Annotated in this window: 21 protein-coding genes; 7 read left to right on the top strand and 14 right to left on the bottom strand. The window is 53.9% G+C overall.

The window, feature by feature from the left end; translation table 11 throughout:
- Window positions 1-16 precede the first annotated feature (16 nt).
- The gene (locus tag AC2TDA_RS02880) at window positions 17-811 is read right to left on the bottom strand and encodes an ABC transporter permease (RefSeq protein WP_480878760.1); all 795 of its coding nucleotides are present in this window, start codon (window positions 809-811) and stop codon (window positions 17-19) included.
- Window positions 808-1671 carry an ABC transporter permease gene (locus AC2TDA_RS02875; RefSeq protein ID WP_480878759.1) on the bottom strand — a complete coding sequence of 288 codons (864 nt, stop codon included), beginning with the start codon at window positions 1669-1671 and terminating at the stop codon, window positions 808-810. Before AC2TDA_RS02875 ends, AC2TDA_RS02880 begins: the two co-directional genes overlap by 4 nt.
- Window positions 1672-1861: 190 nt before the next feature.
- Between AC2TDA_RS02875 and AC2TDA_RS02870 the strand changes: the two genes are divergently transcribed.
- Window positions 1862-2506, top strand: a complete 645-nt coding sequence (locus tag AC2TDA_RS02870) for a TetR family transcriptional regulator C-terminal domain-containing protein (protein WP_480878758.1) — start codon at window positions 1862-1864, stop codon at window positions 2504-2506.
- 62 nt (window positions 2507-2568) lie between these two features.
- On the opposite strand, the gene AC2TDA_RS02865 is transcribed toward AC2TDA_RS02870, so the two are convergent.
- The 4 genes from AC2TDA_RS02865 to AC2TDA_RS02850 form a co-directional block, all read right to left on the bottom strand.
- A complete protein-coding gene (locus AC2TDA_RS02865) occupies window positions 2569-3549 on the bottom strand; it encodes a sterol desaturase family protein (protein WP_480878757.1) in 981 nt (326 codons plus the stop codon).
- A 143-nt stretch (window positions 3550-3692) separates the two neighbouring features.
- Entirely contained in the window at window positions 3693-4997 is a 1305-nt protein-coding gene (gene hisD, locus AC2TDA_RS02860; protein WP_480878756.1) for a histidinol dehydrogenase, read from the bottom strand.
- Between the two features lie 168 nt (window positions 4998-5165).
- Window positions 5166-6161 (bottom strand): LysR family transcriptional regulator, encoded by a 996-nt coding sequence (locus AC2TDA_RS02855; protein WP_480878755.1) that lies wholly within the window; start codon window positions 6159-6161, stop codon window positions 5166-5168.
- A 128-nt stretch (window positions 6162-6289) separates the two neighbouring features.
- Complete coding sequence (locus tag AC2TDA_RS02850; protein ID WP_480878754.1) at window positions 6290-8725, bottom strand: GcvT family protein; 2436 nt, start codon at window positions 8723-8725, stop codon at window positions 6290-6292.
- A 187-nt stretch (window positions 8726-8912) separates the two neighbouring features.
- On the opposite strand from AC2TDA_RS02850, the gene AC2TDA_RS02845 reads away from it, so the two are divergent.
- Together AC2TDA_RS02845 and speB are read left to right on the top strand one after the other, a co-directional pair.
- The gene (locus AC2TDA_RS02845; protein ID WP_480878753.1) at window positions 8913-10433 is read left to right on the top strand and encodes a trimethylamine methyltransferase family protein; all 1521 of its coding nucleotides are present in this window, start codon (window positions 8913-8915) and stop codon (window positions 10431-10433) included.
- 109 nt (window positions 10434-10542) lie between these two features.
- The gene (gene speB / locus AC2TDA_RS02840; RefSeq protein ID WP_480878752.1) at window positions 10543-11523 is read left to right on the top strand and encodes an agmatinase; all 981 of its coding nucleotides are present in this window, start codon (window positions 10543-10545) and stop codon (window positions 11521-11523) included.
- On the opposite strand, the gene AC2TDA_RS02835 is transcribed toward speB, so the two are convergent.
- From AC2TDA_RS02835 to AC2TDA_RS02820, 4 genes are all read right to left on the bottom strand, one after another.
- Window positions 11510-12490 (bottom strand): arginase family protein, encoded by a 981-nt coding sequence (locus AC2TDA_RS02835; RefSeq protein ID WP_480878751.1) that lies wholly within the window; start codon window positions 12488-12490, stop codon window positions 11510-11512. The genes speB and AC2TDA_RS02835 overlap by 14 nt on opposite strands.
- Window positions 12491-12544: 54 nt before the next feature.
- Window positions 12545-14134, bottom strand: a complete 1590-nt coding sequence (locus AC2TDA_RS02830; RefSeq protein ID WP_480878750.1) for an ABC transporter permease — start codon at window positions 14132-14134, stop codon at window positions 12545-12547.
- Window positions 14127-15164, bottom strand: a complete 1038-nt coding sequence (locus tag AC2TDA_RS02825; protein WP_480846551.1) for a quaternary amine ABC transporter ATP-binding protein — start codon at window positions 15162-15164, stop codon at window positions 14127-14129. Before AC2TDA_RS02825 ends, AC2TDA_RS02830 begins: the two co-directional genes overlap by 8 nt.
- An 83-nt stretch (window positions 15165-15247) precedes the next feature.
- Window positions 15248-16198 carry an ABC transporter substrate-binding protein gene (locus AC2TDA_RS02820; protein WP_480846550.1) on the bottom strand — a complete coding sequence of 317 codons (951 nt, stop codon included), beginning with the start codon at window positions 16196-16198 and terminating at the stop codon, window positions 15248-15250.
- A gap of 588 nt (window positions 16199-16786) precedes the next feature.
- Here AC2TDA_RS02820 and AC2TDA_RS02815 point away from each other — a divergent pair.
- From AC2TDA_RS02815 to AC2TDA_RS02800, 4 genes are all read left to right on the top strand, one after another.
- A complete protein-coding gene (locus AC2TDA_RS02815) occupies window positions 16787-18142 on the top strand; it encodes a selenium-binding family protein (protein WP_480878749.1) in 1356 nt (451 codons plus the stop codon).
- Window positions 18139-18507, top strand: a complete 369-nt coding sequence (locus AC2TDA_RS02810; RefSeq protein WP_480878748.1) for a 2Fe-2S iron-sulfur cluster-binding protein — start codon at window positions 18139-18141, stop codon at window positions 18505-18507. Before AC2TDA_RS02815 ends, AC2TDA_RS02810 begins: the two co-directional genes overlap by 4 nt.
- On the top strand, window positions 18508-18969 hold the full coding sequence (locus AC2TDA_RS02805) for a CoA-binding protein (RefSeq protein WP_480878747.1): 462 nt from the start codon (window positions 18508-18510) through the stop codon (window positions 18967-18969). It begins immediately after the preceding gene.
- A gap of 316 nt (window positions 18970-19285) precedes the next feature.
- On the top strand, window positions 19286-19885 hold the full coding sequence (locus tag AC2TDA_RS02800; RefSeq protein WP_480878746.1) for a GNAT family N-acetyltransferase: 600 nt from the start codon (window positions 19286-19288) through the stop codon (window positions 19883-19885).
- Window positions 19886-20278: 393 nt separating this feature from the next.
- Here the strand turns inward: AC2TDA_RS02800 and AC2TDA_RS02795 are convergent, their stop codons facing one another.
- The 4 genes from AC2TDA_RS02795 to AC2TDA_RS02780 form a co-directional block, all read right to left on the bottom strand.
- A complete protein-coding gene (locus AC2TDA_RS02795; RefSeq protein WP_480878745.1) occupies window positions 20279-21832 on the bottom strand; it encodes a sulfatase-like hydrolase/transferase in 1554 nt (517 codons plus the stop codon).
- Between the two features lie 611 nt (window positions 21833-22443).
- Complete coding sequence (locus AC2TDA_RS02790) at window positions 22444-23430, bottom strand: type II secretion system F family protein (protein WP_480878744.1); 987 nt, start codon at window positions 23428-23430, stop codon at window positions 22444-22446.
- A gap of 14 nt (window positions 23431-23444) precedes the next feature.
- Entirely contained in the window at window positions 23445-24413 is a 969-nt protein-coding gene (locus AC2TDA_RS02785) for a type II secretion system F family protein (RefSeq protein ID WP_480878743.1), read from the bottom strand.
- A complete protein-coding gene (locus AC2TDA_RS02780) occupies window positions 24410-25801 on the bottom strand; it encodes a TadA family conjugal transfer-associated ATPase (protein WP_480878742.1) in 1392 nt (463 codons plus the stop codon). Before AC2TDA_RS02780 ends, AC2TDA_RS02785 begins: the two co-directional genes overlap by 4 nt.

Here is a 25801-nt window from a genome sequence, read left to right as displayed (position 1 = left end):
TTCGTTTCCTTTGGCTTCAATCCGAGGATTGGGTGGAACGGCGGCGGAAATACTCGGCAATCAGCAGCAGCAGGACGGAGGACAGCAAAAGCAGTGACCCCAGCGCGAGCGTGTTGGGCAGTTTTGCCGGGAAGCGGATCTGGCTCCAGATATAGACAGGCAGCGTTGGGCTGTTGCCGGACAGGAAGAAGGCCAGAACAAATTCGTCGAAGGACACGGTGAACGTGACCAGAAGGCTGGCGACGATCCCAGGTGCCACAATAGGCAGAGTGACACGCCGGAATGTCCCGATGACGCTTTCGCCCAGATCAAATGCCGCTTCCTCCAGCGATTGGTCGAAATCGTCAAAAGCGGATTTCATGATCGACACGGAAAAGGGCAGCGCCACGAACACATGGCCAAGGATCACGGTTGTCAGCGAGGGCTTCAGCCCGATGCTGATGAACAAAACCAGCATTGAACTGGCGACGATGATACCTGGAATGACCAGCGGAAGCATGACCAGCCCTTCGGACACCTCGCGCCCTTTGAACCGATAGCGAACGTAGGCGCGTGCGGCGAACAGGCCCAGCGAGGTTGCCATTATGGCCGTGACGCTGCCAACGATTAGAGAGTTCACCATTGCCTGCAGCAACGTATCCTGCTGACCGAGTTGTGCGTACCATTTCAGCGTGAACCCCTTTAGCGGAAAGGCCACGATAGTTCCGTCGTTGAACGAAAACAGCGGCAGCAGCAAAACCGGCAAGTAGAGAAACACCAGATAGGCGACCGCGTAGACCAGCAACCAGGGGATCCGAATGGCCTTTGTCATCTGATCCTCCGGCCCAACGCAGTCACAACAACCACGAACAAAATCGCGACACATCCCACCGAAAGCATGGCCAGCAGAGACAAGGTTGCGCCCAAAGGCCAATTATTGGCAGCACCAAACTGTACCTGGATCAGGTTGGCGACCATCTTGCCCTGAGAGCCTCCGACCAATGCGGGCGTGACATAGTCGCCAACGGTCGGGATAAAGATAATCAGGCTGGCGGCGATAATGCCCGGAACGGTCAGTGGCAGCGTTACGCGAACAAACCGCTCAAGCTTACTGCAGCCGAGATCGGTCGCTGCCTCAAGCAGGCTTCGGTCGATCTTTTGCAAGGACACGTAGATCGGCAGGATCGCAAACGGTGCCCAAGCGTGCGCAAGCGTCAACACAACGGCGAATTCGTTGTAGAGCAGAAAGGTCAGCGGCTCCTGAATCATCCCCATCGAAATCAGGGCTGAGTTCATCACTCCGTTGAACCCTAAAATCAGCTTCCAGCTAAAGACTCGCAGCAGGTAGCTGCTCCAGAATGGAATGGTAATCAGTAACAGCCACAGCGTCTTCTTCTGCGTCCGAAACGCGATGAAATAGGCAATCGGATACGCAAGACACACCGTGGCCATAGTCACCGCACCCGCAATCGCAACCGATCGGATCATCAGGTGGCGCACCAGGGGGTCCGTAAACGCCTCCTGATAGTTCGCCCAGGTCAGTGTGCGGTCGACCTCGACATATGTCTGGGTCCAGAAACTGTAGGCGACCAGAATGCAAAGCGGCACGGCAACTAGCAGGCCGACATACAGCGTCGCAGGCGCACTCAGCGCCAGGCCTTTGCCCGTTTCACTTCTTAAGACTCCGGCCATGCTTCCCTGCTGAACTTTGCTTTCGGTGGCGTGGCGACCGCCATCACAAAATGGACAATCGTCCATTTAAATCTGGAATTTTATGGCAAGCTGTGTCAACTGATATTTTCAGAGGCGGAGCTGGCCAATTCGTCAAAACCCGCCAGAACGCAAGTTAAACGACTGAAAAGAAATAGAACTGCTGGTTGAAATGACAGGAAAACGCCAACAAATACGAGAGCGAAACCGCTTGTCTCTTATCGAAGCGGTACTCGATTCAGTTGCTGAAAAAGGGATTTCGGAAACTTCGGTCAGCGAGATCATTCAGCGAGCAGAGTTATCCCGGGGGATGATTCACCTTCATTTTGGCGGCAAAGATAACCTTGTCGACGAGGCTGCCCGGTACTCGTCTGAGCAGTACTACAATGGCATTTACGATTTGCTGGAAACGACCGGACAAACTGGTCAAGAGCATATCGAAATGATCGTGCGGGGCGATCTGGGTGAAGACATTCTCAATAAGAAAAGCGTGTCGATCTGGTACGCATTCCGCGGAGAAGCCCGGAACAGGGCGACAATTGCAGCATTTTCAGACACGCGTGACGCAAAACTGCGGAATATGGTCTACAACGCCTTCGCGCGCATTGCGAAGGAAGCTGAAATCGACCAACCATCGCAGGTCGCCCGTGACGCTACCCATGGCACCTTGGCAATGTTGGAAGGAATGTGGACTGACTACCTGCTCCACCCGGATTCATTTGACCGTGCCGAAGCCATAAAAATTGTATTTCGCTTTTTGAGCGCAATGTTCCCTAAGCACTTCGACACCAAAGGAGCGTTATCACTCCTTCCGTAAAGATTTTTGTTTTGGGGACCAGTTCAGTGGGGGAAGGATTAAATGAAAGTCCGAAGACCCGGTTACTTGTTTAAGATCGACTTACGACGCTCTTGCATAAGTTCGTTGGCCTCCGCAGTTCCGTCGTGGAACGACCCGAACCACTTGTCCCACGGCATTTCAAGAGAGCCGTAATTGCACTCAAAGTAACGATGATGCATCTGGTGATGAAACGTTCCAAGCGCCAGCCGGTTTTTATCTTTGACCACCAACCCTTCGAACCCTGTATGTGTCGTGACTGCCGTCAAAGTATAGTATTGCAGATGAAAAATGATGTGCAGCGGGTGCGCTCCGGCCAAAAAGTGTATCAGAACAGACCCCAGATAAATCGCGTGTTCCGCAGGATGCATTGATAGTCCAGACCACGGGCCGACGTTTATGTTACGGTGATGTACCGAATGAATATGCTTGTATAAGAACGGCAAGTGGATCAGCCGATGGATCCAGTAGAAATAGAAGCTCTCCCAAAGTGGTATCAGAAGAAAGATCGCTACAAACCAGATCGGGTTCGCTGCCCAGGTGATGGATGGAACAAAGCCGTTGGCCATCGACCAGAACATCAGCGCTTCGTAAGCTGTCCAGAAAAACACCCCTGAACCGAGCGTCCATAGCATATTATCGCGAACCTGGCCGCCAAGAGTGAATTGCTTACCCTTCACCATCAGTGGGCGAGGATCAAATTTTAACCGATTTCCCTGAGCGGAGTATTTGTAGAACCATAAGTGAAGAACTCCGGCTAAAAAGAAGATCAGCAGAAAATTGCGAACATAGATTTGAGCGATCCAGCCGATCTCGAACGTTTTGGTTTCTGCCAACGAAGGGCTAAACCAAAAATAGCAGGCGCAAGAGATACCGAGAATGATCAGTTTCTCAGAAATAAGCAGCCATGAGCCCCAAACCCAGCGCACGATCTCAACAGGCTTCAACGGCCATCTAAACAACGGAGAAACCCTCAGCGGCACCTCCGGCATATGGTTCCAACCTTTGAGTTTGGGTTCCGACATTACTGCGATCCAGGAATGGTTGGCGCCTTTAATGTGGCACGACTCGGAGGATGAAGGAAACTGAATGAGGCTTTGAAGGGACCTGAATAATTAGACGGCACGACCTTTTGTCCAGGCACCAAGCAGCGACCCAAACAAATGCTTCAATTTTGAGACACCACTTTCGGAAGGTCTTTTTCAGATCTATCCATGCGCATTTCCGCCGCTCGCGCGTGACCTTCCATCCCCTCCGACCTGCTGATCCGAGCCGCTCTGGCCGCCAATTCCTGCGAGGCAGTGCTATCGCACCTCTGCCAGGTTACTGTTTTTATGAACTTGTGAACTGACAGCCCGCCCGTGTACCTGGCCGCTCCACTGGTCGGCAAGACGTGATTTGGGCCGGATATCTTGTCGCCAAATGACACTGTCGTTTCTTTGCCCAGAAAGAGTGACCCGTAAACTCTCAGTCGTCTTAGCCACCAATCCAAGTCATCGGCCAGAACCTGAAGGTGTTCCGGCGCATATTGGTCGGCGACTTGCGCGGCTTCATCACGCGTATGGCACAGGATGACTTCCCCTTTGTCACGCCATGCAACTCGCGCCGCAGTGGCATTGGGCTCGGGCAAGCTGTCAATCAGTTCAGGAATGCGCGCAATAACTCCCATCGCAACATCACGATCGGTGCTTACCAACCAGACGGGGCTGTCAGCCCCATGTTCCGCCTGACTGACCAGATCCCAAGCAACCGTTTCTACGGAAGATGTCTGGTCGGCTATGACCAGTGAATCGGTTGGACCGGCGAACATATCAATTCCGACCTTGCCGAAAAGCACTCTCTTGGCTTCGGCCACGAACGAATTCCCCGGCCCTACAAGGATATCGGCTGGCTTGGTGCCGAAAAGACCACCCGCCATTGCCGCGATCCCCTGTACACCACCCAGGTTCAGGATCACATCTGCTCCGGCCAAGTCCATCGCATAAATGATGGCGTCAGGAATCCCCTGTCCGTCACGCGGAGGAGATACGGCGGTGATGTGGGGAACCCCAGCAACTTTGGCCGTCGTAATTGTCATTAGAGCGCTCGCGACATGGCTGTACCTGCCACCCGGAACGTAACATCCCGCGCTGCGCACGGGGATTTGCTTTTGGCCAGCGAACATTCCAGGGATAATTTCGATCTCGCAGTCCGAAACCGTTGCCATTTGAGCCTCGGCAAAGTGACGAATATTTGCATGGGCGAAACGGATATCCCGTTTGAGGTCCTCAGGAACCCGATCGCAGGCGGTTTGGCGTGCCTCATCAGGCAAAACAATCTCGCCAGACCATCCATCCAGCTTTTCCGAGTAAGCACGCACCGCGTCTTCGCCGTCACGCTCAATATTTGCGAGCATAATAGCAACGGTGTCCCGAATGTCGGCGCTCTCGGAAACTGGGGGCGGTTTCGCCTGTTTTAGGTAAGTGATCGCCATACCAGTTACTCATCACCTCTCAGGTTGATCCAATCATCGCCAAATATGCATGGCTGACAATCAGCGCGGCAAATCCGAACCGGTCAAGAAACACGGCGAAGAATTCGAAAAAGACGGAATGGCTATTCTATAGTTTGGAAATGCGTGAATTTGATTTTAAGGATCGTATCACTCGAAATCACTCTGCAGTGTCCGGAAATCGTTTTCGAGCCAACGGTATTTCTTGCATATCGGATCACAGAAGTTCTGCTTTATCAAATTTCTTAGCACTTTGTGAATGAGCAGGGATGTGGAGATCGGATACACGTCGGTGGTGAATAGCGAAACGGTTCGAACAAAGTTGCGCCCGGGAAAGGGCCGCGCATTGACGCTGCCGTGAAATCGTTCTGCACGCCGGAAGCTCGCAGCTGTTGTAATCGCCCAACCACTGCCTTCTGCCACCAACCCTACAATTGACTGATTGCATTCCAGTTCAAACCTGTTTGGCAAACTAAATTTGCTACGGGTCAGCTGGATCTCGATCTGCTTGCCGATAGTGTAGTCCCTTGAATATCTCAGGAATGGCAACTCGGCACCGGGGGACAGAACATCCTCAACCGTCCCTTCGAAGCTTTTTGGAAGGATCACAATGAAAGGGTCACGCAACAAGGGATACTCGACCAAGCCATCGGTTCTGCCGACTGGCTGGGTCGCCACACCTGCGTCCAGTTTGTGTTCCTGCAACTTGGTAATGATTTCATGGCTGGGGCGAGTGAAGTGGCGAAAATTGCATCTCGGCAACGCGTGGGCAAGAAATCTAAACAGCTCAGGCGCTACTTGATTGTCGAAATCGTCGATCAAAGCCAGCCGCAGAACAGTCGCATGCTGCCAGTTGCCAGAGCGAATTTCCGCCTCGCCGCGCTTTAGCACAGTGAGGCCTTCTCGCACGTACCTGGAAAACACTTCACCGGCCGGTGTCAAACCCATTGGGCGACGACCATGGTCAACCAATTCGACGCCCAGCGCCGTTTCCAGACTACGCAAGTGGTTTGAAACGGTGCTGATGGACAAGCCCGTTTCAGCGGCCACCCTTTGAACGGACCCGGACTTGGCGATCAATTGGAATACTTCCAGCCAACGTAAGCTCAGAGATTTTTGCAATGGCGTGGTCCCTACTGTTTCCACTCTTTCGAAAAAAGCGAAACAGAGAAACCGCTCTACGGCAATGCAAAACTTGGTTTTCCAGTGCCGAACTCAGGTTTTTGACCACAAAATTCTGCACACTGATGTCGGAATCATAAGCAGTCGACGAGCTAGCTTCGCACCCTTTTCATCTTCGGATCATAGGGCGAAGAGGAAATAACCGTTGCTGCAATCATTTCGCCGCACAAGTCGATCTCCAGTCTTTTGCCTTCCATACCGTAGGTTTTTTCGACAAATGCGTTGGCCAGGTTAAGCCCGGTTCGATGCCCCCAATCACCGGATGTCACCGTTCCAACGACATCGTTGCCGTCTGTCACTGATGCACCTGGATGCGCAGGCGCCCGCTCAGTATCCACATGTAGCGTGATCAACTGCCTTCGGGGCTCGCTCAGACGCCGTTTCTGCAGCGCTGTGCGTCCCACAAAATCCCCCTTTTCAAGGTGCACGAACCGATCCAAACCCGTTTCAAAGGGGTCGTATTCGGTTATCAAATCCGCCTTCCAATGCAGGAATCCCTTCTCCATTCTCATGGACTCTACCGCTCTGGCGCCAAACAGACGAAGGCCGAACGCCCTGCCCGCCTCCTCAAGCGCCAAGTAAGCCGCATAAAGTGACGCGTTTGGAACGTGAATTTCATAGGCCAGCTCGCCAGAAAAACTGACGCTCATCACGGTTGCCGGTGCAATTCCGACGAAACACTCCCGCGCACTGAGCCACGGAAACGCTTCTGCAGACCAATCTCCCCGCGCACAGGACGACAACACTCTGCGTGCATTTGGGCCAGCAAGGACGAGGATCGTCTGATCGTTGGTCAGGCTCCGAAGCTGAACATCTTCACCCGGCCTCAAATGCTGCGCCAACCAATCCATGTCGTGATATTCGCTGGCAGCTGCGGACCCGTACCAGACTCGCGATGGGCCCCGGTCGCTGGCAGGCAGGTTGGCGACAGTTGCCTCTGACTTGACCATGCCGCGATGGTTCAAAAGGTAGCCAAGCCCTACCCGACCGTCACGTTTGGTCACCGTTCCGCAGAACATGCGATCCAAGAACGAGTGGCGATCCTGACCTGTAATCTCGATCCGGTTAAACCCGTTAACCTCTGCCAAACCAACATTCGATTGAATATTTTGTACTTCGGATGCCACGACATCGAATGTTTCGTCAAAATCGAAGCCCAAGGTAGGCGAAAAGTCTGGGTGAGGTTTAATGTAATCGACGCGCTCCCACCCGTTGATCACTGTAAATTCAGCCCCTGCTGCGGCGAATATCGGCGTCAGTGGCGTCGTCTTGGCCGGGCGCCCAGCCGGGCGGTGTTCGTGAGGAAAGTGGAACCGAAACTCATTCTGGTAGTCCTCAATGGCCTTCAACGCTGTCAGCTCTACGTTGGCGTGTCCTGTGAAACGCCTGGGATCAAGGCACCACGTGTCGTAACAGGCCTCCCCATGCACGATCTGCTGAGCCAGCAGCCATCCGTGCCCTCCCCCTTCACCCAGACCGGCGCGCAATCCGATAATGCAGAATGCGTTTCGCTTGCCGGGGATAGGGCCCACCAAAGGCGCCCCATCGATTGTGTAGGTAATTGGCCCATTAACAACGGTGTGAATGCCAACTTCCATCAGCGCAGGCATCCGTTCAAAAGCACCCTCCAGCACGTCTGTCACCCGATCCAGGTCGTCAGGGCACAAGGCGTTGACGAAGTTCGGATCGATCCCGTCCATACCCCAGGTCTTGCAGTCCTGTTCATAGAAACCGACCAGCAACCCGTTCTTTTCCTGCCGACAATAGTAGTCGCTGATCGGACACCTGAGCAGAGGCATACGATGATCGGCGTCTCGAATGGCGGGAATTTCTTCGGTTAGAAAGTACTGATGTTCCATCGACGAGACCGGATGGTGGACCCCCATCATCGCGCCTATTTCATTGACGCGGTAACCGCCGGCATTGACGACAACGTCGCAGTCGATATCCCCATGCTCGGTCTGAACCGTCCAGGTGTCGTCGTCATGCTGGATCAAGCCGGTAACCGGAGTGTTGCGATAGACCTCTGCGCCAGCTTTGCGCGCACGCCGCGCCAACGCCTGGCACAATTGGGCCGGGTCTATGTCACCATCCATCGGGTCCCATAGCCCTCCAATCAGGTTATTGGTGGAAATCAGCGGGTGACGCCGAGCGCATTCCTCGGCGTCGATTACCTCGAATTGCACACCCATTCCGCGCGCCATCGACGCAAAGTGGCGGTAACCCTGCATCTGCGCCTCGGTGTTAGCCAACCGAATACCGCCATCGCCGTGGTGATAATTGATCGGGTAGTCAGGATCCTCGGCCAGTTCCTTGTAAAGACGGATCGAATGGGATTTCAGCCCGACCATCGTCTGGTTCATTCCGAAATTGGTGACTTGGGCCGCCGAGTGCCACGTCGTCCCAGATGTCAGTTCGTTCCGCTCGACCAGAACAACGTCAGTCCAGCCTTCCTGTGTCAGATGATACAGTGTTGAACACCCGGCGATCCCCCCACCAATGACAACGGCTTTTGTGCGTGACTTCATCGAGCGCGCTCCCTTCTGCGTCGCCCAAACCTTGGAAACAAATCCGGCCTCTCAGCAACGGCACATTCGCTGGTTTTGGAAAATCGAAACTGTGGTTTTAGTTTTCAAGAATGGTACTGCAACTTTTGCAGGCCGAACTTTGTTGTCTTTAGTGTGCGAGAAACATCGACGCAGGAGCGCAGCAGGGATGTCGTCTGAAGGAGGCAAGAGAAGCGGTCGCCGGGCTCGTATCGCGCAACGTGCTGCGAAACCGGAAGTGGATCCTTGCGCGCCAGGTCAGATTGGCGGTCAGTTCAAACCACTGACTGAAGATGAAATTGCGCAGATCTACGACACAGCCCTGAAATTGCTGGAAACCCTGGGCATGGGCAATGTGCCGGATCGGTTGCGCAAAGACCTATTGGCAGCAGGAGCGATTGAAGCAGAACGGGACAGGGTGCTTTTTCCACGTGCAATGATCAAAAACTCCGTAAAGACAGCCGCCAAAACTTTCGTGCTGCATGGCCGGGACGAGAGGCGGTCCATCGAGGTCGGTGGCGACCGTGTGTATTTTGGAACCGGAGGTGCCGCAGTTCAGACGCTTGATATGGACACAGGAGTATATCGACCTGCGACTCTGGCTGATCTGCATGATTTCACCCGCCTGCAAGACACTCTGGCCAACGTCAGCTGGTTTACAAGGTGCTGTGTCGCCACGGATGTGCCGGATGTTTTCGATTTGGACGTGAACACGGTTTACGCGCTGATCAAGAACACGACCAAGCCCGTTGCAACGTCTTTCACTTTGGCCGAACACGTCGCGCCCATCGTGGATCTTCTGGACATTGCCGCTGGCGGGTCGGGTGAGTTTTCCAAACGTCCATTTTTGAAGGCACATATCAGCCCGGTTATTTCGCCGCTGCGATACGGTGAAGACGCGGTTGAAGTTGTCTATGAGTGCATTCGACACAATATTCCGATGTCCTGCATCACAGCTGCACAAGCCGGGGCAACGGCGCCCGCAACTCTGGCCGGCTTTCTGGCTCAATCGTTGGCTGAAACATTGGCAAGTCTGGTTATGGTCAACACGATCGAATCCGGTTTTCCGATGGTGTTCTCAAACTGGCCGCTCATCGTCGATCTGAGAACCGGGTCCTTTGCAGGTGGAAGTGGCGAAACCGCAATTCTCAACGCAGCTTCAGCGCAAATCATTAACTGGTTGGGTTTGCCTTCTGGTGTTGCTGCCTCAATGACGGATGCCAAGGCGATCGATGCGCAATACGGCGTGGAAAAAGGCACGACGTCACTGGCCGCTGCGTTGGCGGGTGGCAATCTGATTTATGAAAGTTCGGGGATGACGGCCTCTTTGTTGGGGGTCAGCTTCGAGGCATTTGTCTTGGACAATGAGATGCATTCCCACACGTATCGGGCGCTGCGCGGAATTGAGGTGACCGAAGAAAACCTCGGATTTGATGCTATTTGCCAATCGGTATTAGGTGACGGGCATTTTCTTGGCAGCTCCCATACCTACAGCGCGATGGAACGGGATTATTTCTACCCTTCTCTGGCGGATCGAAATGAACCCCGGACGTGGGAAATAAGCGGTGCCAAGGATGCTTGGACAAATGCACGCGACCAGGCAAAAGGGATTCTGAATACACATCACCCAGCGTACCTCACACCTGAACAGGATGCTGAAATCCGCAGGCGGTTTCGAATTGTCACCTGACGTTTCGCTAAAGGTTACGCGTATAGGCACACCTTCCCAACATTCGTTTTGTGAACAAGAGCTGTGGGGATAGTGTCAGTTCAACGAACACCAGGTGTCAGAGGTCATTATGGCGAAATCCTTCTTTCAACCGGTCTCTGCGATGGAGCTTGCGCGCTTTGCAGGTGTGCCAACTTTTATGCGCTTGCCAAGCTTGAACCCCGACCATGATCGGTATGGTGAGGTAGAACTGGCTATCGTCGGCATTCCTTGGGATGGGGGCACGACCAACCGCCCCGGCGCAAGGCACGGGCCCCGTCAATTGCGTGATTACTCGACCATGATCCGGGCTATGAACCCTGTCACAGGCGTCAGCCCCTTCTCTTTGGTCAATTGCGCTGATCTGGGGGACGTCGCGCCTAACCCTGTGGACATTCAGGACACGTTGGACCGCGTTACAACGTTTTACTCGGAACTGGTTGACCAGGGCATCGCTCCGTTGACTGCGGGCGGCGACCACCTGACAACGCTGCCGGTATTACGGGCTCTCGCCTCATCAGGGCCGCTAGGATTGGTTCAATTCGACAGCCATACAGACCTTTTCGACAGCTATTTCGGAGGTCACAAATTCACCCATGGCACACCGTTCCGTCGCGCGATCGAGGAAGGTCTGGTTGACCCGAAACGTTTTGTACAGGTCGGCATTCGCGGCACAGCCTACAACACCGAAGATGTCGAGTGGGGCGAGGCACAGGGCATCCGCATCATTCGTATAGAAGAGCTGTTCGACCGTGGCATCGACGACGTGATGACCGAGGTCAGGCGGATCGTCGGATCAAAACCCTGTTATTGCACATACGACATCGACTTTGTTGATCCGACTTATGCGCCCGGAACCGGAACGCCAGAAATCGGTGGTCCCAACAGCTATCAAGCGCAACAGGTCATTCGAAAAATGTCAGGGCTGAACCTTGTCGGGGCCGATCTCGTCGAGGTGTCGCCACCTTTCGATCCCGACGGCGGCACAGCGTGGCTTGGAATCTCATTGATGTTTGAATTGCTCTGCGTGCTGGCACAGGCAGTGGATGCGCGACGGGCTACCGTGCGCTGACGTTTTCGGCAATCATCGAAATCATCTCGAACATAACCGCTGCGGCGGTCAGGGCCGTAATATTGTTCGGACTATCCTTGGTTGGCATCATGCACACGACGTCGCCACCAACAATGTTCAAACCTCGCGCCGCGTGCAGGATACCGACAGCTTCATCGATATCGAAGCCCTTCTCTCCGGGTTCCAGATTGGAAACAGCTGGCGCTACGGTTGGATCGAGGCAATCCAGATCGAAGGTGATGTAAACCGGGCGATCGCCCAGAACTTCTCGGGTTTGTGCAACAACGTCGGGCAAGCCCCTTTGGCGGAATTCTCGCATCGTGACGATATTATACCCATAGTCGTAAGACGGCTGCAGCCAGTCCAGACTGCGCGGGTGCCCCCGCAACCCAATCTGCATGGACCGCGTGGGATCCACCTGCCCCTGATCGGCCAGATATGCACCCCAATGCGCCGCTGATTTGCGGGCGCCCAGAAAGTGATCAACCTTGGTGAACACATCCGTATGCGCATCAAGATGCAGAAAGCTGACGGGCTCGCCACCAGCAAGTTTGCCGCCGCCCAGCGCCTGTACAATCCCACCGGTGACCGAGTGATCTCCTCCAACTGATACGGGGCGCGCGCCCGCTGTGTCTATGTCTTTGTAAAAGGCCGTGATGCGTTCAATGCAATCTTCGTTATCGTTGGCCCGGGGAAACGGGACATCCCCGACATCAGCGATATTTGCACTTTCCCAGGGATCGATCTGAAACAGCGAATGCACACGGCGTTGCACGGCCGAGACATGCCGCAAAGCCCGAGGTCCCAGATGCTGATCGCGTTCAGTCGTGCCGTTGCCTGTCGAATGCGGCACGCCGACCAGAGCGATATCCTTGCCCTCGGGTCCGGTATGAGGGCACCGGAACAATGTCGGGACACCCCACCAGTAAAGGTTATCCATCATGGACTGTTCGTAACGATCGGTCATGTCTCGCCCCTTCAACAAAAAAACGCCCCCGGTTAAGCCGGGGCGCCAAAGCCATCATATTTTCTCGTCTTCACGCCGGAAGGCACCTTGGACAATGCGGTCCATGACCATCGCAAGGAATAGAATTGCGAACCCGCCCAGAAGTCCTGGCCCCTTGGCGGCATATTGCAACGCCTCGAGGATTTCTTTCCCAAGTCCGCCACCGCCGATCAGCGAGATAATTACGACCATAGACAGGCACATCAGAATGGTCTGGTTCACGCCGGTCATGATAGATGGCAGAGCCAACGGGATTTCGACATCCTTAAGCAACTGCCATTTGGACGCGCCAAAGGCCACGGCTGCCTCTTTGATGCTTTCAGGCACGCCTTGCATACCCAAGGCGGTCAGGCGAATAACCGGAGGCATCCCGAAAATAATGGTGGCCAGAATACCGGGCGGGTTCCCGGTACCAAAAAAGGCGATGATCGGGATCAGATACACAAACGCGGGCAGCGTTTGCATCAGATCCAAAACTGGTTCCGCTGCGCGATATGCGCGTTTGGATTTGCCGAACCAAATCCCCAGCGGAATACCGAATACCACACACAAGAGAACCGCCGCGCCGACCAGGGCGACTGTTTCCATCGCCACGTCCCAATACCCCAGCAATGCGATGTAGGCTAAAGAGGATGCAGTAAAGATCGCCACCCGTGGCCCCGCCGAGCGCCATGCAGTAACGCAAATCACCAGCATAACAACCGGCCAGGGCGATCCGATCAGAGCAATGGTCAGCGCATCCAGAACCGATCGCACTCCGGCCACGATCCCATCGAAAATATCTCCGCCCGCTGCTGCAGCCGCATCAATTTTCGCCTCCATCCAACTCGCCAAGGCCGAAAACAGGGTTCCGTTTCCTTCGCCCAAAATTATCCCGGAGACTTCTTTCTCTGGAAACTCATCCAGCAAAGGAAGCGAGGCGTTGACAGTGAACTTGTACACAATCAGTGGCCCAATCGCGGCGACCAGAATAGCACCCAACACAATATTCCGCGTAGACCTTCCGCTTTCGGTGCTGTCAGGGTCGATCCGCCAGTTCGAATACTGCTTTTCATAGATGCGATCCGCATAGAAGCCCTGAACCAGCTTGAACACCAACAGCATCAGCAAGCCGGTAATCAGAATGCCCGCGGCTTCGGACTGAGCGGCCGCCGCTCTCTCCAAACTTGTGTCGGCCGCTTTCTGTATGTTTTCGGCCAGCTTGGTAAAGCGATCTATGTCAGCCTGTTCGGTGGAGTCCGCCGCGCGCGCCAATAGCTCGGCGGCCCGTTCTTGCTGACCTGCGGCCCGTTCTGCGAAATCGGCACCCGGGTTGCCCCAGGCACCACGCCCGATCTGAACCCATGCAATGATTTCGAGGATCAGGAACGTCCAGAACATTCCCCAGATTGCGCGAGAGGCCGACCAGAACGGTCCCAACAAGGCCGCCCACATATTGAATGTGTTGGGAACGGCGCTGGTCGCATCGTGAATCTTGTGAAATGTCTTAACGTAATAGTCTCCGTTTGGACCCACGAATTCGTTAATCGAGCGATCCAGCGCCTCGCGGTCTACTTCGATGTCCGAGGCGGCTGTGACCTTCAGTTCCGTTGTTGCATCAGTCATTTTTGCCCCCCTGGATACCCCGCAGCAGACGCGGCTTTGTGACGACCCCAACGTCGCTGCCTGAATCCGTGATGATAACCGGCAGTTCCGTATTCACGGCCAGATCAATCAGCTGATCCAGATCCGCCCCCTCGTCCGCGCGCGGTGCGCCCTCAAGCGGCCCGGAATAGCTGTCGAGAGGCTCCATGATCGAATGCGCCTTAACCAGTTTGAGTTTTGATATGCCCTGAACAAACTCGCGCACATAGTCGTCGGCGGGGTTCATCACGATGTCTTCAGGAGTGCCGATCTGCACGATCACACCGTCTTTCATAATGGCAATGCGGTGCCCGATGCGGATAGCTTCGTCCAGGTCGTGAGTGATAAACAACGTTGTCTTTTTCAACTGAGCCACCAGCGCTTTGAACTGATCCTGCAACTGTAGCCGGATCAGCGGATCGAGCGCCGAAAACGGCTCATCCATCAACAGAATTTCCGGGTCCGACGCCAACGCACGGGCAATCCCTACCCGCTGTTGCATACCACCGGACAATTCTTTGGGCAGGCGATCCTCGTAACCAGTCAGATCAACAAGCCCCAGAGCATGATCAGACACCGCCCAGCGTTTGGACTTTGACACTTTCCTAATTTCCAGCGGATAAGCCACGTTATCGCGAACCGAGCGGTGCGGCATCAGCGCCATATGCTGGAACACCATTCCAATCTGTTGCGCCCGGATACGGCGCAGTTCGCCCTCGGAAATCTTTGAGACGTCATGCCCCAGAATTTCGATCCGGCCAGCTGTCGGCTCGATCAGGCGATTAATGTGACGCACCAGCGTCGACTTGCCCGAACCAGACAGGCCCATGATACAGAAAATCTCGCCTCTTGGCACTTCGAACGTCGCGCCCTGCACGCCGACGACACAATTAAATCTTTCAAGAACTTCAGGCTTGCCTATGCCTTCGGCCCGAACTGCTGCCATGGCTTCCTCGGCCCGCGCGCCGAAAATTTTCCAGACATTATCAAGTTTTACGACAGGTTCGTCCATTTGCCCCCCATATGGCGGAGTTTCGCCCGGCAGATCAGAAAAGGGCCGCCGCGATCTGTCGCGACGGCCCTCCGATGAGTGATTTAGTTGGTCAACCAGCCGATCACAGTGTCTTCGTTTTCATCCACCCATTGGCGGGCGAAATCCGCGGCTTCCACGTTGTCCACGGCCAGCGCCTTACCCATGGTGCTCAGATCATCGCCTTGCATCTGGTAGTTGCGGAACAAAGCAGCGACCTCAGGATAGGCTTCTTCCAGCTCCTTGGCATAGTGAAGGTGGAGTGTTGCGCCGTTCCAAGCCGACGATGCTTCGGATTTTGCCAGCCAGTCTGGGTCGTCTGTGGGCTGAACGATAGTCCAGGAAGCCGGATCATGAGCAGGCTCTTCCAGCACAGTCAGATCCTGAGTCACAAAGATATAATGCGGGCTGTAGCAGAAGCCGATCCACGGCTCGCCTGCCTTTGTGGCATTGGCCAGGTTGGCGTAAGCGATAGTTTCCTCGTACTCGGTCAGCTCGAATATCTGGTCATAGCCGTATGACTTGGCTCGGATCTTTTCGACGACGGTCGAGGCCCAACCTGGTGCGCCGATCCAGACCTCGGGTGTACCGTTTCCATCGGTGTCGAAGATCGCCATCTTGTCTGGGTCACTTAGATCATCAATGGACTTGATATCGTATTCTTCTGCGATTGCAGTCGGGACGCACATGCCCTGCTCGGCCTGAACCGGGTTTTCGTTCATGACAACAGTGCCGTTATCTTTGACATAGGTGTCGTGCAGGTTTTGCTGGTTTGGCATCCAGACTTCGGGGTGGACATGCATCGAACCGCTGTCCATGGCCTCAAATACGATGGGGTTCGTGCCATTTTGCAGCTCGACATCAAGACCGAGGTTTTCTTCGATAATGAGTTCCAGGATGTGCGCGGTGGCGTTCACTGAAGCCCAGTTCGGCACGCCGATAACGATGTCGGCAGCCACTGCCGGCATGGCGACTACTACCGAAGCGCCACCCAATAGCATCGAAATTTTGTTCATGTGAATTCTCCATGTTGGACGTATTTCGCGCAATTTTGTTGATTGGTGTTAGCCACTGCGCATAATTTTTTGAAAACCTTGAGGTTCTCAATTATTTGACTCGCGGAAAGTTTTGCCGCTCAAGCACTAAAATTGAAACATGTGTTTGCCTTGTGCATCAAGCGCGACATGCATGAATTATTTTGAATGCGGAATTCCCGGAACTTTCATTCGGCATTGCCGAAACAAGTAGTCTGATTAAGTCGTAATGCTAGAGATTTATTTGCATGTGAGTGACGTCAACACCCGCGTGGATCCGACTGCTCCGATTGGGAGAGCGGCGCCCGGTCAGGTTTCTCCTGAAGTAGCGGCAGCCGCGCAACCTCCGTGTCCTGTTCATCGAAGCATTCAGTTATCCCTGTCCCCGGATAACGCCCTACTCCACCTCAAGTTCTTCAGGGCGCGCAAGTGTCAGCCCCCGACACCCTACCTTTCTGACCGACGACTTCCTGTATCGCTATCCAGCGCTCTAGGTACTTTTTTCTCACTTTGTGATAAATCTATTTTCGATTTTCGTTAAGTTTAGTGGTTTCAACCGGGGGTAAGCAAATGGATGGAGCGTGCTGCGGACCTGGCTATGCAAGCCCACAGGAGGCAATCAGGGCGCCTCGGGAAAAACTGCTATATACAATTGCGATCTACACGGGGACCGGCATTCAAAAGCCGGATTACCTCGCGACGGTGGACGCCGATCCGAACAGCCCGACCTTTTCACAGGTGATCCACCGCCTGGAGATGCCAGGGATCGGCGACGAACTTCACCACATGGGGTGGAATGCCTGTTCTTCCTGCCACGATGACAGCTCTATGTCGCGCAGATACCTGCTGGTTCCGGGCGTGCGCTCCAATAATATCCACGTGGTTGATACCGCGACGGACCCACGCACTCCTCGGCTCTACAAAGTGATCGACGGCGCCGAGATCAAATCAAAGACTGATCTTTCCGGCCCGCACACTGTGCACTGTCTGGGGTCCGAGATCATTATTTCGTTTTTGGGCGACGCCAAGGGCGAGGCGCCAGGTGGGTATCTGCACCTCAACAAAGATTTCGAGATCGTGGGGCGGTGGGAAGCATCAATGGGCGACATCCCTTTCGGCTATGACTTTTGGTACCAGCCGCGGCACAACGTGATGGTCAGTTCGGAATGGGCCGCGCCGAACACGTTCATGCCAGGCTTCGATCTGGAAGAGGTCGGTCATTTAAAGTACGGGCGGCGGCTGCACATCTGGGACTTCGAAAAGCGTGTCCCGGTTGAAAGCATGTATTTGGGCGAGGACGGATTGATCCCGCTGGAAGTCAAGTTCCTGCACGATCCTGACAGTACACACGGGTTCTGCGGAGCGGCGCTCAGCTCCAACGTGATCCACTTCTGGAAATCCGACGCTGGCAAGTGGGAGTGGGAAAAGATCATTGATGTGGACAATGAACCTCACCCCGAGTGGCCCATTCCTGTGCCGGGCGTCATGTCTGCGATCCTTGTGTCGATGGATGACAAGTTCTTGTATTTAAACAACTGGCTGCATGGGGACATGCGCCAATACGACATCACCGATCCGCACAATCCGAAACTTACTGGTCAGGTCTGGATGGGAGGACTGCTGGGCAAAGCACCCGAGGTCAATGGTGTAAAGATGGCCGGCGGGCCGCAGATGTTTCAGCTTTCACTAGACGGCAGGCGGCTCTATGTGACCACATCGCTTTTTTCGACGTGGGACAACCAATTCTACCCCGAGATCCGCCAGCAAGGCGGAGTTATGGTGAGAATTGATTGCGACGTTGAAAATGGCGGCATGAAGATCAATGAAGAGTTCATCGTCGACTTCGGCAAAGAGCCCAACGGTCCCAGCCGATGCCACGAGACCCGTTACCCAGGTGGCGATTGTACAAGTGACATCTGGCTGTGACGGATTCCTTCACCATCACAATTGCCAACCGGGGCGGTGCTGTTTACGAGGTCGCCCCCCAGCGCCCCTTACTGGATTCATTGCGCGAACAAGGCGTGGACTTACCTTATGGCTGCAAATACGGCGGCTGCATCACCTGCGCAGCCAAGTTGACGAATGGCGAGGTTGATCAACGCCGACAGGTTGCACTGAACAACCGTCAGATCGCGCAGGGTTATGTTCTGCTATGCATTGCGCGGCCCGTGACGGATTGCACGCTGGAAATCGGTGTTGATAGTCACGACAAACTGTACCGCAATCCATTTCTCGATCCACTGGAGCCGCATGAACTGAAAGCGGATATTGCGACACCGAAGGAGACATAGATGCCCGACGACATCGATCATCGCTATGCGTACTCACAGGAATTCCTGTCTGATATCCTGCGCTCGGTGAAAACCATTGCCATGGTGGGCGCCAGCGCGGACAAGACCAAGTTCAGCTACGGCGTACTGCGAGTTCTGCACGAAACGGGCTACGACATGATCCCGGTAAATCCCAATCCGAAGTTGACAGAAATCCGGGGCATCCCGGTGCTGCAATCCCTGCGAGACATTGACCGCCCTGTCGACATGGTCGAGGTCTTCCGACCGAAAGAAGAACTTTACGCTATTGCCGAACAGGCCATTGAAATCGGCGCCAAGGTTCTTTGGGCGCAGATCGGCGTATACGACGACCGCGCAGCCAAGCTGGCTGAGGATGCCGGCCTGAAAGTCGTCATGGATCGTTGCCCCAAGATCGAGCTATTTCGCCCATTTTGGAAACCACGCCTTGATCTCGCGATTTGACGGCGCATGTCTGCAACTGTTCTCCTATCAGAACTCCTGTGAGCGCGCATTGACGGCATAAAATGAAATGCCATCAAAGCCTCAAAGGACGTATCAGACAAGGTCGCCACAGAGGCGGCGATCATTTTCGAAAAAACAATATAGCCCAAGGCGTGAGCAGATTTTTCCGAGGGTTTGGCACCGCGAAGTTGCTCAACAACGCCGAGCCTTAGTGCGCTTCATACACCCAATCCGCCATGCAGTTGTGTTTCATGATTGTACCCGCAAGTAGCGGGTACTATTGAAAGCTTAGGGTTTGCTGCGAGACGATATTGACATGACCAATTGGATAGAACCGTTTTCTTCGGAAGGGCGATGCGTCTTGGTCGAGCCGCTCGCTGAAAGACATCATAGCGATCTTTCAGAGGCTGCATCGGATGGCGAGCTTCACCGTCTTTGGTACACGATGGTACCGAAACCCGAAGATGTTCCTGCAGAAATCGAACGCCGGCTGGCATTGCGCGCGGCAGGTTCGATGTTCCCTTTCGCAGTGATCGAAAAGGCCTCGGGTCGCGCCGTGGGAATGACCACCTATATGAACATCGACGCTGCAAATCGCCGGCTGGAAATTGGGTCGACATGGTATCGAAAATCCGTGCAGAGAACATCGCTGAACACCGAGTGCAAGCTGTTGCTACTTCAGCATGCCTTTGAACAACTTGGTTGCATCTGTGTCGAATTCCGAACTCATTTCATCAATATGCAAAGCCGCCGAGCGATCGAACGGCTCGGTGCAAAGCTTGATGGGATTTTGCGATCCAACATGATCATGGCAAACGGAACAGTTCGCGACACTGCCGTTTATTCAATCATCCAGTCCGAATGGCCGACGGTTAAAGCCAACCTCGTTTGGCGTTTGGAACAGGGTGGCCAATAATCGTGTTAAGTTGGGCGGTCGCCCAAACAAGCCCGAGATCTCTAAACCAGTAGTCAGTTTGTGGCGAGTGGACCACGGCGGTCATTACTTGTCACTTACATCCGGTTTGCGCTGGAATGGCCGAATACTGCGCATTCTTTCCATTGTTCGCCGCCTGAGATTGGAACCCGTCTCTAAGGGCCGCAGTTTTCCCGGCTTGGGACCAACTGCAATATCAGTTTTTGGCCGCGGGACTTTGACTGGGTTGAGCCTGTCTACAAAATAGCTAGCGAGGCTTGCGGGCGCCTTTCGAAACGTTTGTTAGAGAGAACTGAGCCCAATTACAGGCGCTTGCCCATATGATGTCCTTTTGACCTGTCACTATGTGAAGGTTTTCAGAGCCAAACCCGGACTTCACTTGGCGTCCTTCAGGTTCTGAACCAACATTTCAACGTAAAACGAATTCATGTCTTGTTCGACCAGATTGCGATCTGCCACGAAACCCTGCGAGTGCGTCAGCAGGGATTGTCCAAAAGTAAAATCGACCCCTTTCATTCCGGCAGCCTCAAGAAGCGTTGGCCCAACATCAAAATGGCTTGATTTTCCGGAATAGCTCGCACCGTCGCGCGACGGGTCAAGCAACAGGAAAGTCAGAAGGCGTTCCATGCCTTCAAAATGAGACAATACGTCACCGGCGATCACGAGATGATCCGAAAAAATCGCCACGATTGTGTTTTCCGCTGCCTTGGACGCCCGGATCGCCTCTACAAAGTCCAGAACCAACTGGTCCGTGCAATGTACAGCGTTCAGCATGGAGGACGCGTCCGGCGAATATGGTGCGCAACTTGGTGATGGAGTCCCCGTTGGATGATGGGTATCCAAAGTCAGAACAGTCAACAAGAATGGCGATTGGTCTTCGGTTAACCCTTCGTACAATTGCCAAGCGTGGCCAAAGAGCTCGTCATCGAACATCCCCCAACTATGGCGGGACGAGGTTGGCAGTTCGTCCAGACCCAGTGCAACCTGGTAGCCGTTGTCGCGAAGAAAACGTCCTTTTCCAGCAAAATCCAGGGAGGCACCACCAATAAATGCTGTATTATATCCAGCTTTTTCGAGGAGTTCAGCCAAGCAGTCAAATGCTTGGAAGGGATTGTCCACCTTTTCCAGGACGGAGTTCCCACCTCGGCGGGTCAAGAGAGGGATGCCACACTGACTGGCCACCAAGCCCCCTATCGTCCAACTCGTCCCTGGATACTGAACCACATTCGAGAACGAAATTGCTTCTCTCTGGAGCTTCGAAAGACCCGGTAAAAGGCCGGGGAATCTGGCTTCGTCAAAATAGGATTGTTCAAGGCTTTCAAGGTAAAGCAACACCACGTTTTTTCGTTCGGACATTACGATATTGACGGGTAAGGTTTGCCGCTGAAGCTCGCTTAAAGTGGCATCCAACCGCTCGGAACTTTTGCCTTGGTTCATATAGTGTTGTGCTATCGCCGAAATCGGAAAGCTAAGGCCAACACAAAGTAGAAGACTGCAGGCCTTGAACACAACGGTTCGTCTGGGCGGGAGTCGGTCAAAAAGGTTATCTGCCACTCTGTTTCGGCCTGCCCAAAGTATTATGAATGGCGCTGCAAGCACGTAAACGGCAAATGCCAGTACTCCGATGGCTTGCGTTTGCCAGGCGATTTTGAGGGTCGAAGTATCGAGGTGCGCAAAAAACGCAGCATTAAAAGGTGTACCTTGTATGATAAACGATGCTGAAAGCGCTGCATTAAGCAGCGCCAGTATCGTCCCCAAGACAACTTGAAACACTCGTCCTGCAAATGTGGGCCGGAAGTTGGAAAGTACGAAAAAAGTTAGAAATCCAATCGATAACGCCCAGCGGAATCCTTCGCTTCTGGTGACCGGCCCTATGACCAAAAGCGCAGGTAAAGCCAAGTATAGGAAAAGGACTGTTAGCTTTAACATCTAATACCTAAAACACATCCCATAACTAACAAGTGATAGGCAGGACGCTGAAAAACGCAATAAACCCAAAGACCCATCGCAAATGATCGTGCAAGGAAACCTTGCCGGCATCTATTCAATCGCTGAGTGCCTGTAATAGTCAAGTGCTGCGCCCGTCAGGTAGTTCCAAGCTCGCGCCAACCGATGGGAGCACCCGCGCGGTTTGGCTGATTGCGCCTTGGCTGAAGTGCGATCATTCCGGATAAAAAAATCGTGTTCGGAAACCTCGATGGTGATCGCCTACATCTACCTTTCAAGAGGCGCGCGCGATGCGAGTGTCTCCGAAGAGTTTGCACGACAAGTGGCTATCTGCCTTAGAGCTGCTTGTGAGGAGATCGCTGAGCCATATGTCGAAAGCCTCACTTCAGAGGGTGAGCGTCGGAATAAGCGATTTCTAAATCCTCAGAATGCAACGACCGTGGCACAGACGCCGAAAAGTCCGAGCGCGGGTAGACAAGTGGCCAGTGTCGGATAAACCACTCGCTACTAACAAACACCGAGAATCACGCGTTGTGTGATTAGCTGCGCGAGAAATACTGCCGGTACGCAAAACAGCGTCGCTTTGTGGCTCTTCACCCAAACATGTTAATCCAACGGATCAACATTGGTGCCAAGCAAATCAACAACAAGACGGGCATCATACACATGGCCATTACGGCTGACATTTGCACAGGTAGGCGGTTGGCCTTTTCTTGCGCCCGTAGTTCGCGGTCCAACCTCATGTCAGTCGCAAATCTGCGCAATGAGGCGGAAATGCTGGTGCCGTACTGATTGGACTGCAAAAACGCATTCGCAAACGAATTCACCTCATCAATGCCGACCCGATCCGCCATGTCCAAAAAGGCCACCTGCCGTTCCTTGCCAGCTTGAAGTTCCAATTGAAGAATTGAGAACTCCTGCGAGATTTCCGGGGCCGCTTGTGCCAGCTCGTGCGACACGCGGACCATCGCCGCATCAAATCCCAACCCGGCCTCTATCGCCACTTGTAACAGGTCCAGTGCATTTGGGAGGCTGTGTTCGATTGCCTGACGGCGTTTGTTAATCCGGTAACGCAGCCAAAGGGCGGGGCCATAAAACCCAGCAACCATCAATACTGTCACGATCTGCAACGCGGTCATCCATGTGATACTTTGCAGATAACTAGCGATCCCAAGTTGAACTTGCGTTTCAATTGGCAAGGCCAACGCAATTACGAAAGCTGCCGGAAGGATGAATCCAGTAACCACACGGAAGAAATAAAACGAACGAATGGCATGCTTTCGTTGAATTCCCGCCTGTTTCAGCAACCTTCCGATTTTGGAACGCTCCTGTCTCGACGTTGGTACAAATGCCTTGAACAAACCATGCGGGTCACTGTCATCACCTTGAATGAGGTCAAAGTCCTGCCCGTGCGCCTGTGAAACTGACCCAACGCGCATGCGCCGCGCCGCTGTGTTGTCACTGGCAGTCATGCCCGAAAGACCCAGGACAACAAAGAAAACGCTAACAGCTAGACCGGACAGCAGAAGTAACTGCGGGGGAAGGCCTTGGTCGTTCAGAATGTTTTGAATGGTATCCATATCTCCGCTCGCTTCTAAAACTTGAATTTGACGAGCCGCTTCAAGAGCAACCCTTGAGTAATCGTCAGGCCGATAATCACGTAGGCAAAAAACGGAAACCACGGGTCGCTGCGAACGTCGCCATAGAAAGTTGGTGTGGAAAGTTCGATCGAAAGATAAATAATGACCGGCAAAATCGTAAGTATGAGGCTGCTCAGACGTCCCTCGGCAGAAATGGCCTTGATTTTCTTCTGCATAATCTGACGGTCACGGATGACCTGAGACAGAATTCCCAGAATTCGTGCGAGATTGCCGCCGGTCCCATGCTGGATGCCGATACTGACTGCAAGATAGTTCGCATCCTCGGTTCCAACGCGCTTTGCAAAATCGTGAAAGGCGGTCGCGACGTCATCGCCATAATTGATCTGATCTTGAATAAACCCAAATTCCGAGCCGATGGGGTCTGGCAAATCCGTGGCGACATTTCCAACCGTTACGGCCACGGGGTGACCAACTTTGAGACCCCGAGCCATCAGGTCCAAGGCATCTGGCAGCTGTTTCGTCAATTTCTTTGACCGGTTTTCTTTCATGGCAATCAGCACGATTATCGGCAGGACCAAGCTGACAATTGCGCTCAGGGCCGCAGCGAGTTCCGGAACGATAAAGCGGGATGCACCAACAAAAACCGCCGCTGCGAGGATTGCGGCAGCAGAGACAACCCAAATAGGACTAATTGCCAACCCCGCTTGAACCAGTAGACGGCGAAAACGGGCGATCAATCCGGGCCGGTCACCCGCGGCCACCATTGCGGGATCCCGCAGCAACTGAAGAACCTGATCAGTTGAGGCGCCGCTTTGAATCATCTTCATGCGGCGATTTCGCGCTTCGCTAAGCGTCTCTTTACGCAAGAGCAGCTGGTGCAACCCCTCATATGCCAGCAATATGCCTAGAAAAATTGCAATATAAATCAGAATGTTCAGTGTGTTTGGCTGTAAGTCGATCATGATGGCATAGCCCCGCGAATAAACATGTTGGTGTCCACATCAATTCCGGCTGAAACCAGTTGATCGAAGCATTTCGGTCGGATGCCGGTGGGTAAAAACTCTCCCAGAACTTCTCCGTTCTCTGACTTCCCCCGGCGCTTGAAGACAAATATGTCCTGCATTGTGATTGTGTCGTCTTCCATGCCCGTAATTTCGGAGATGCTGACGACTCTGCGGGTGCCATCGCTGAGGCGGCTGAGCTGCAACACAATATGAATGGCCGAAGCGATTTGAGATCGGATCGTTTTAATCGGCAGGTCGGCCCCCAGCATTGTCACCATCTGTTCGACCCGGCTCAGAGCATCACGCGCCGAGTTCGCGTGAACGGTAGTCATAGACCCGTCGTGCCCTGTATTCATGGCCTGGAGCATATCAAAACACTCGGCACCGCGAACTTCTCCGACGATAATGCGATCAGGACGCATCCGAAGGGCGTTACGGACAAGATCACGCTGAGTAATAACGCCCTGCCCCTCTGAATTAGCAGGGCGGGTTTCAAGCCGGACAACATGGCTTTGCTGAAGCTGCAGTTCGGCTGCATCCTCAATTGTCACAATACGCTGTTTGCCGTCGATGAACGATGAAACGGCGTTCAGCATGGTCGTTTTGCCCGAGCCAGTACCCCCCGAAATAAGAACATTGAGCCTCGCTTCCACCAACGCTTCGAGAAGTTTCGCCGCTTGGTCATTCATGCTGTTTCGCTCGACAAGCCGGCTTATTGTCAACGGGTTGCGAGAGAATTTGCGGATCGACAATGCAGGCCCATCGACTGAACAAGGCCGAATGATGGCGTTGACCCGGCTGCCGTCTTCCAGGCGGGCGTCAACCCAAGGCTGGGATTCATCGATTCGACGGCCAACTTTGCTGACGATCTTGTCAATAATCCGCAGCAGGTGCCGTTCGTCGCGAAAACGAACAGTTGACGGCTCCAGTAAACCAAAGCGTTCGACGTAAACCTTGTCGTATGAGTTGACGAGGATGTCGTTGATGGTTGGATCTTCCAGCAGTGGCTCCAACGGCCCCAATCCCATGACTTCGTGGATGAGCTCTTCGACAAGAGCCGTAAAGGCTTCTGACTTCAGGTGCAGGCGCTCAGCCTCGATCAAGCCTGTTACAAGGGACGCGATCTGGCGCTTCAATTCGGACCGTTCGACCTTGTCGATGACAGACAGGTTGAGCCGGTCAAGAAGTTCGCCGTGTAGGCGGCTTTTGAGCTCCAGGTGAGCCTGCAGATCGGTGTCTATGGGTTCAGGGGTCACCTTGGTTTCGGGCAGACTCTCGATTGGCCGTTCCAGCGTAAGCACATTCGATTTAGAAGCTGCCCTGCGTGATCTATATTCGTTGAACAC

It is taken from the genome of Ruegeria sp. HKCCD6426, assembly GCF_057221115.1.
This window is presented reverse-complemented; position numbering and strand designations above follow the sequence as displayed.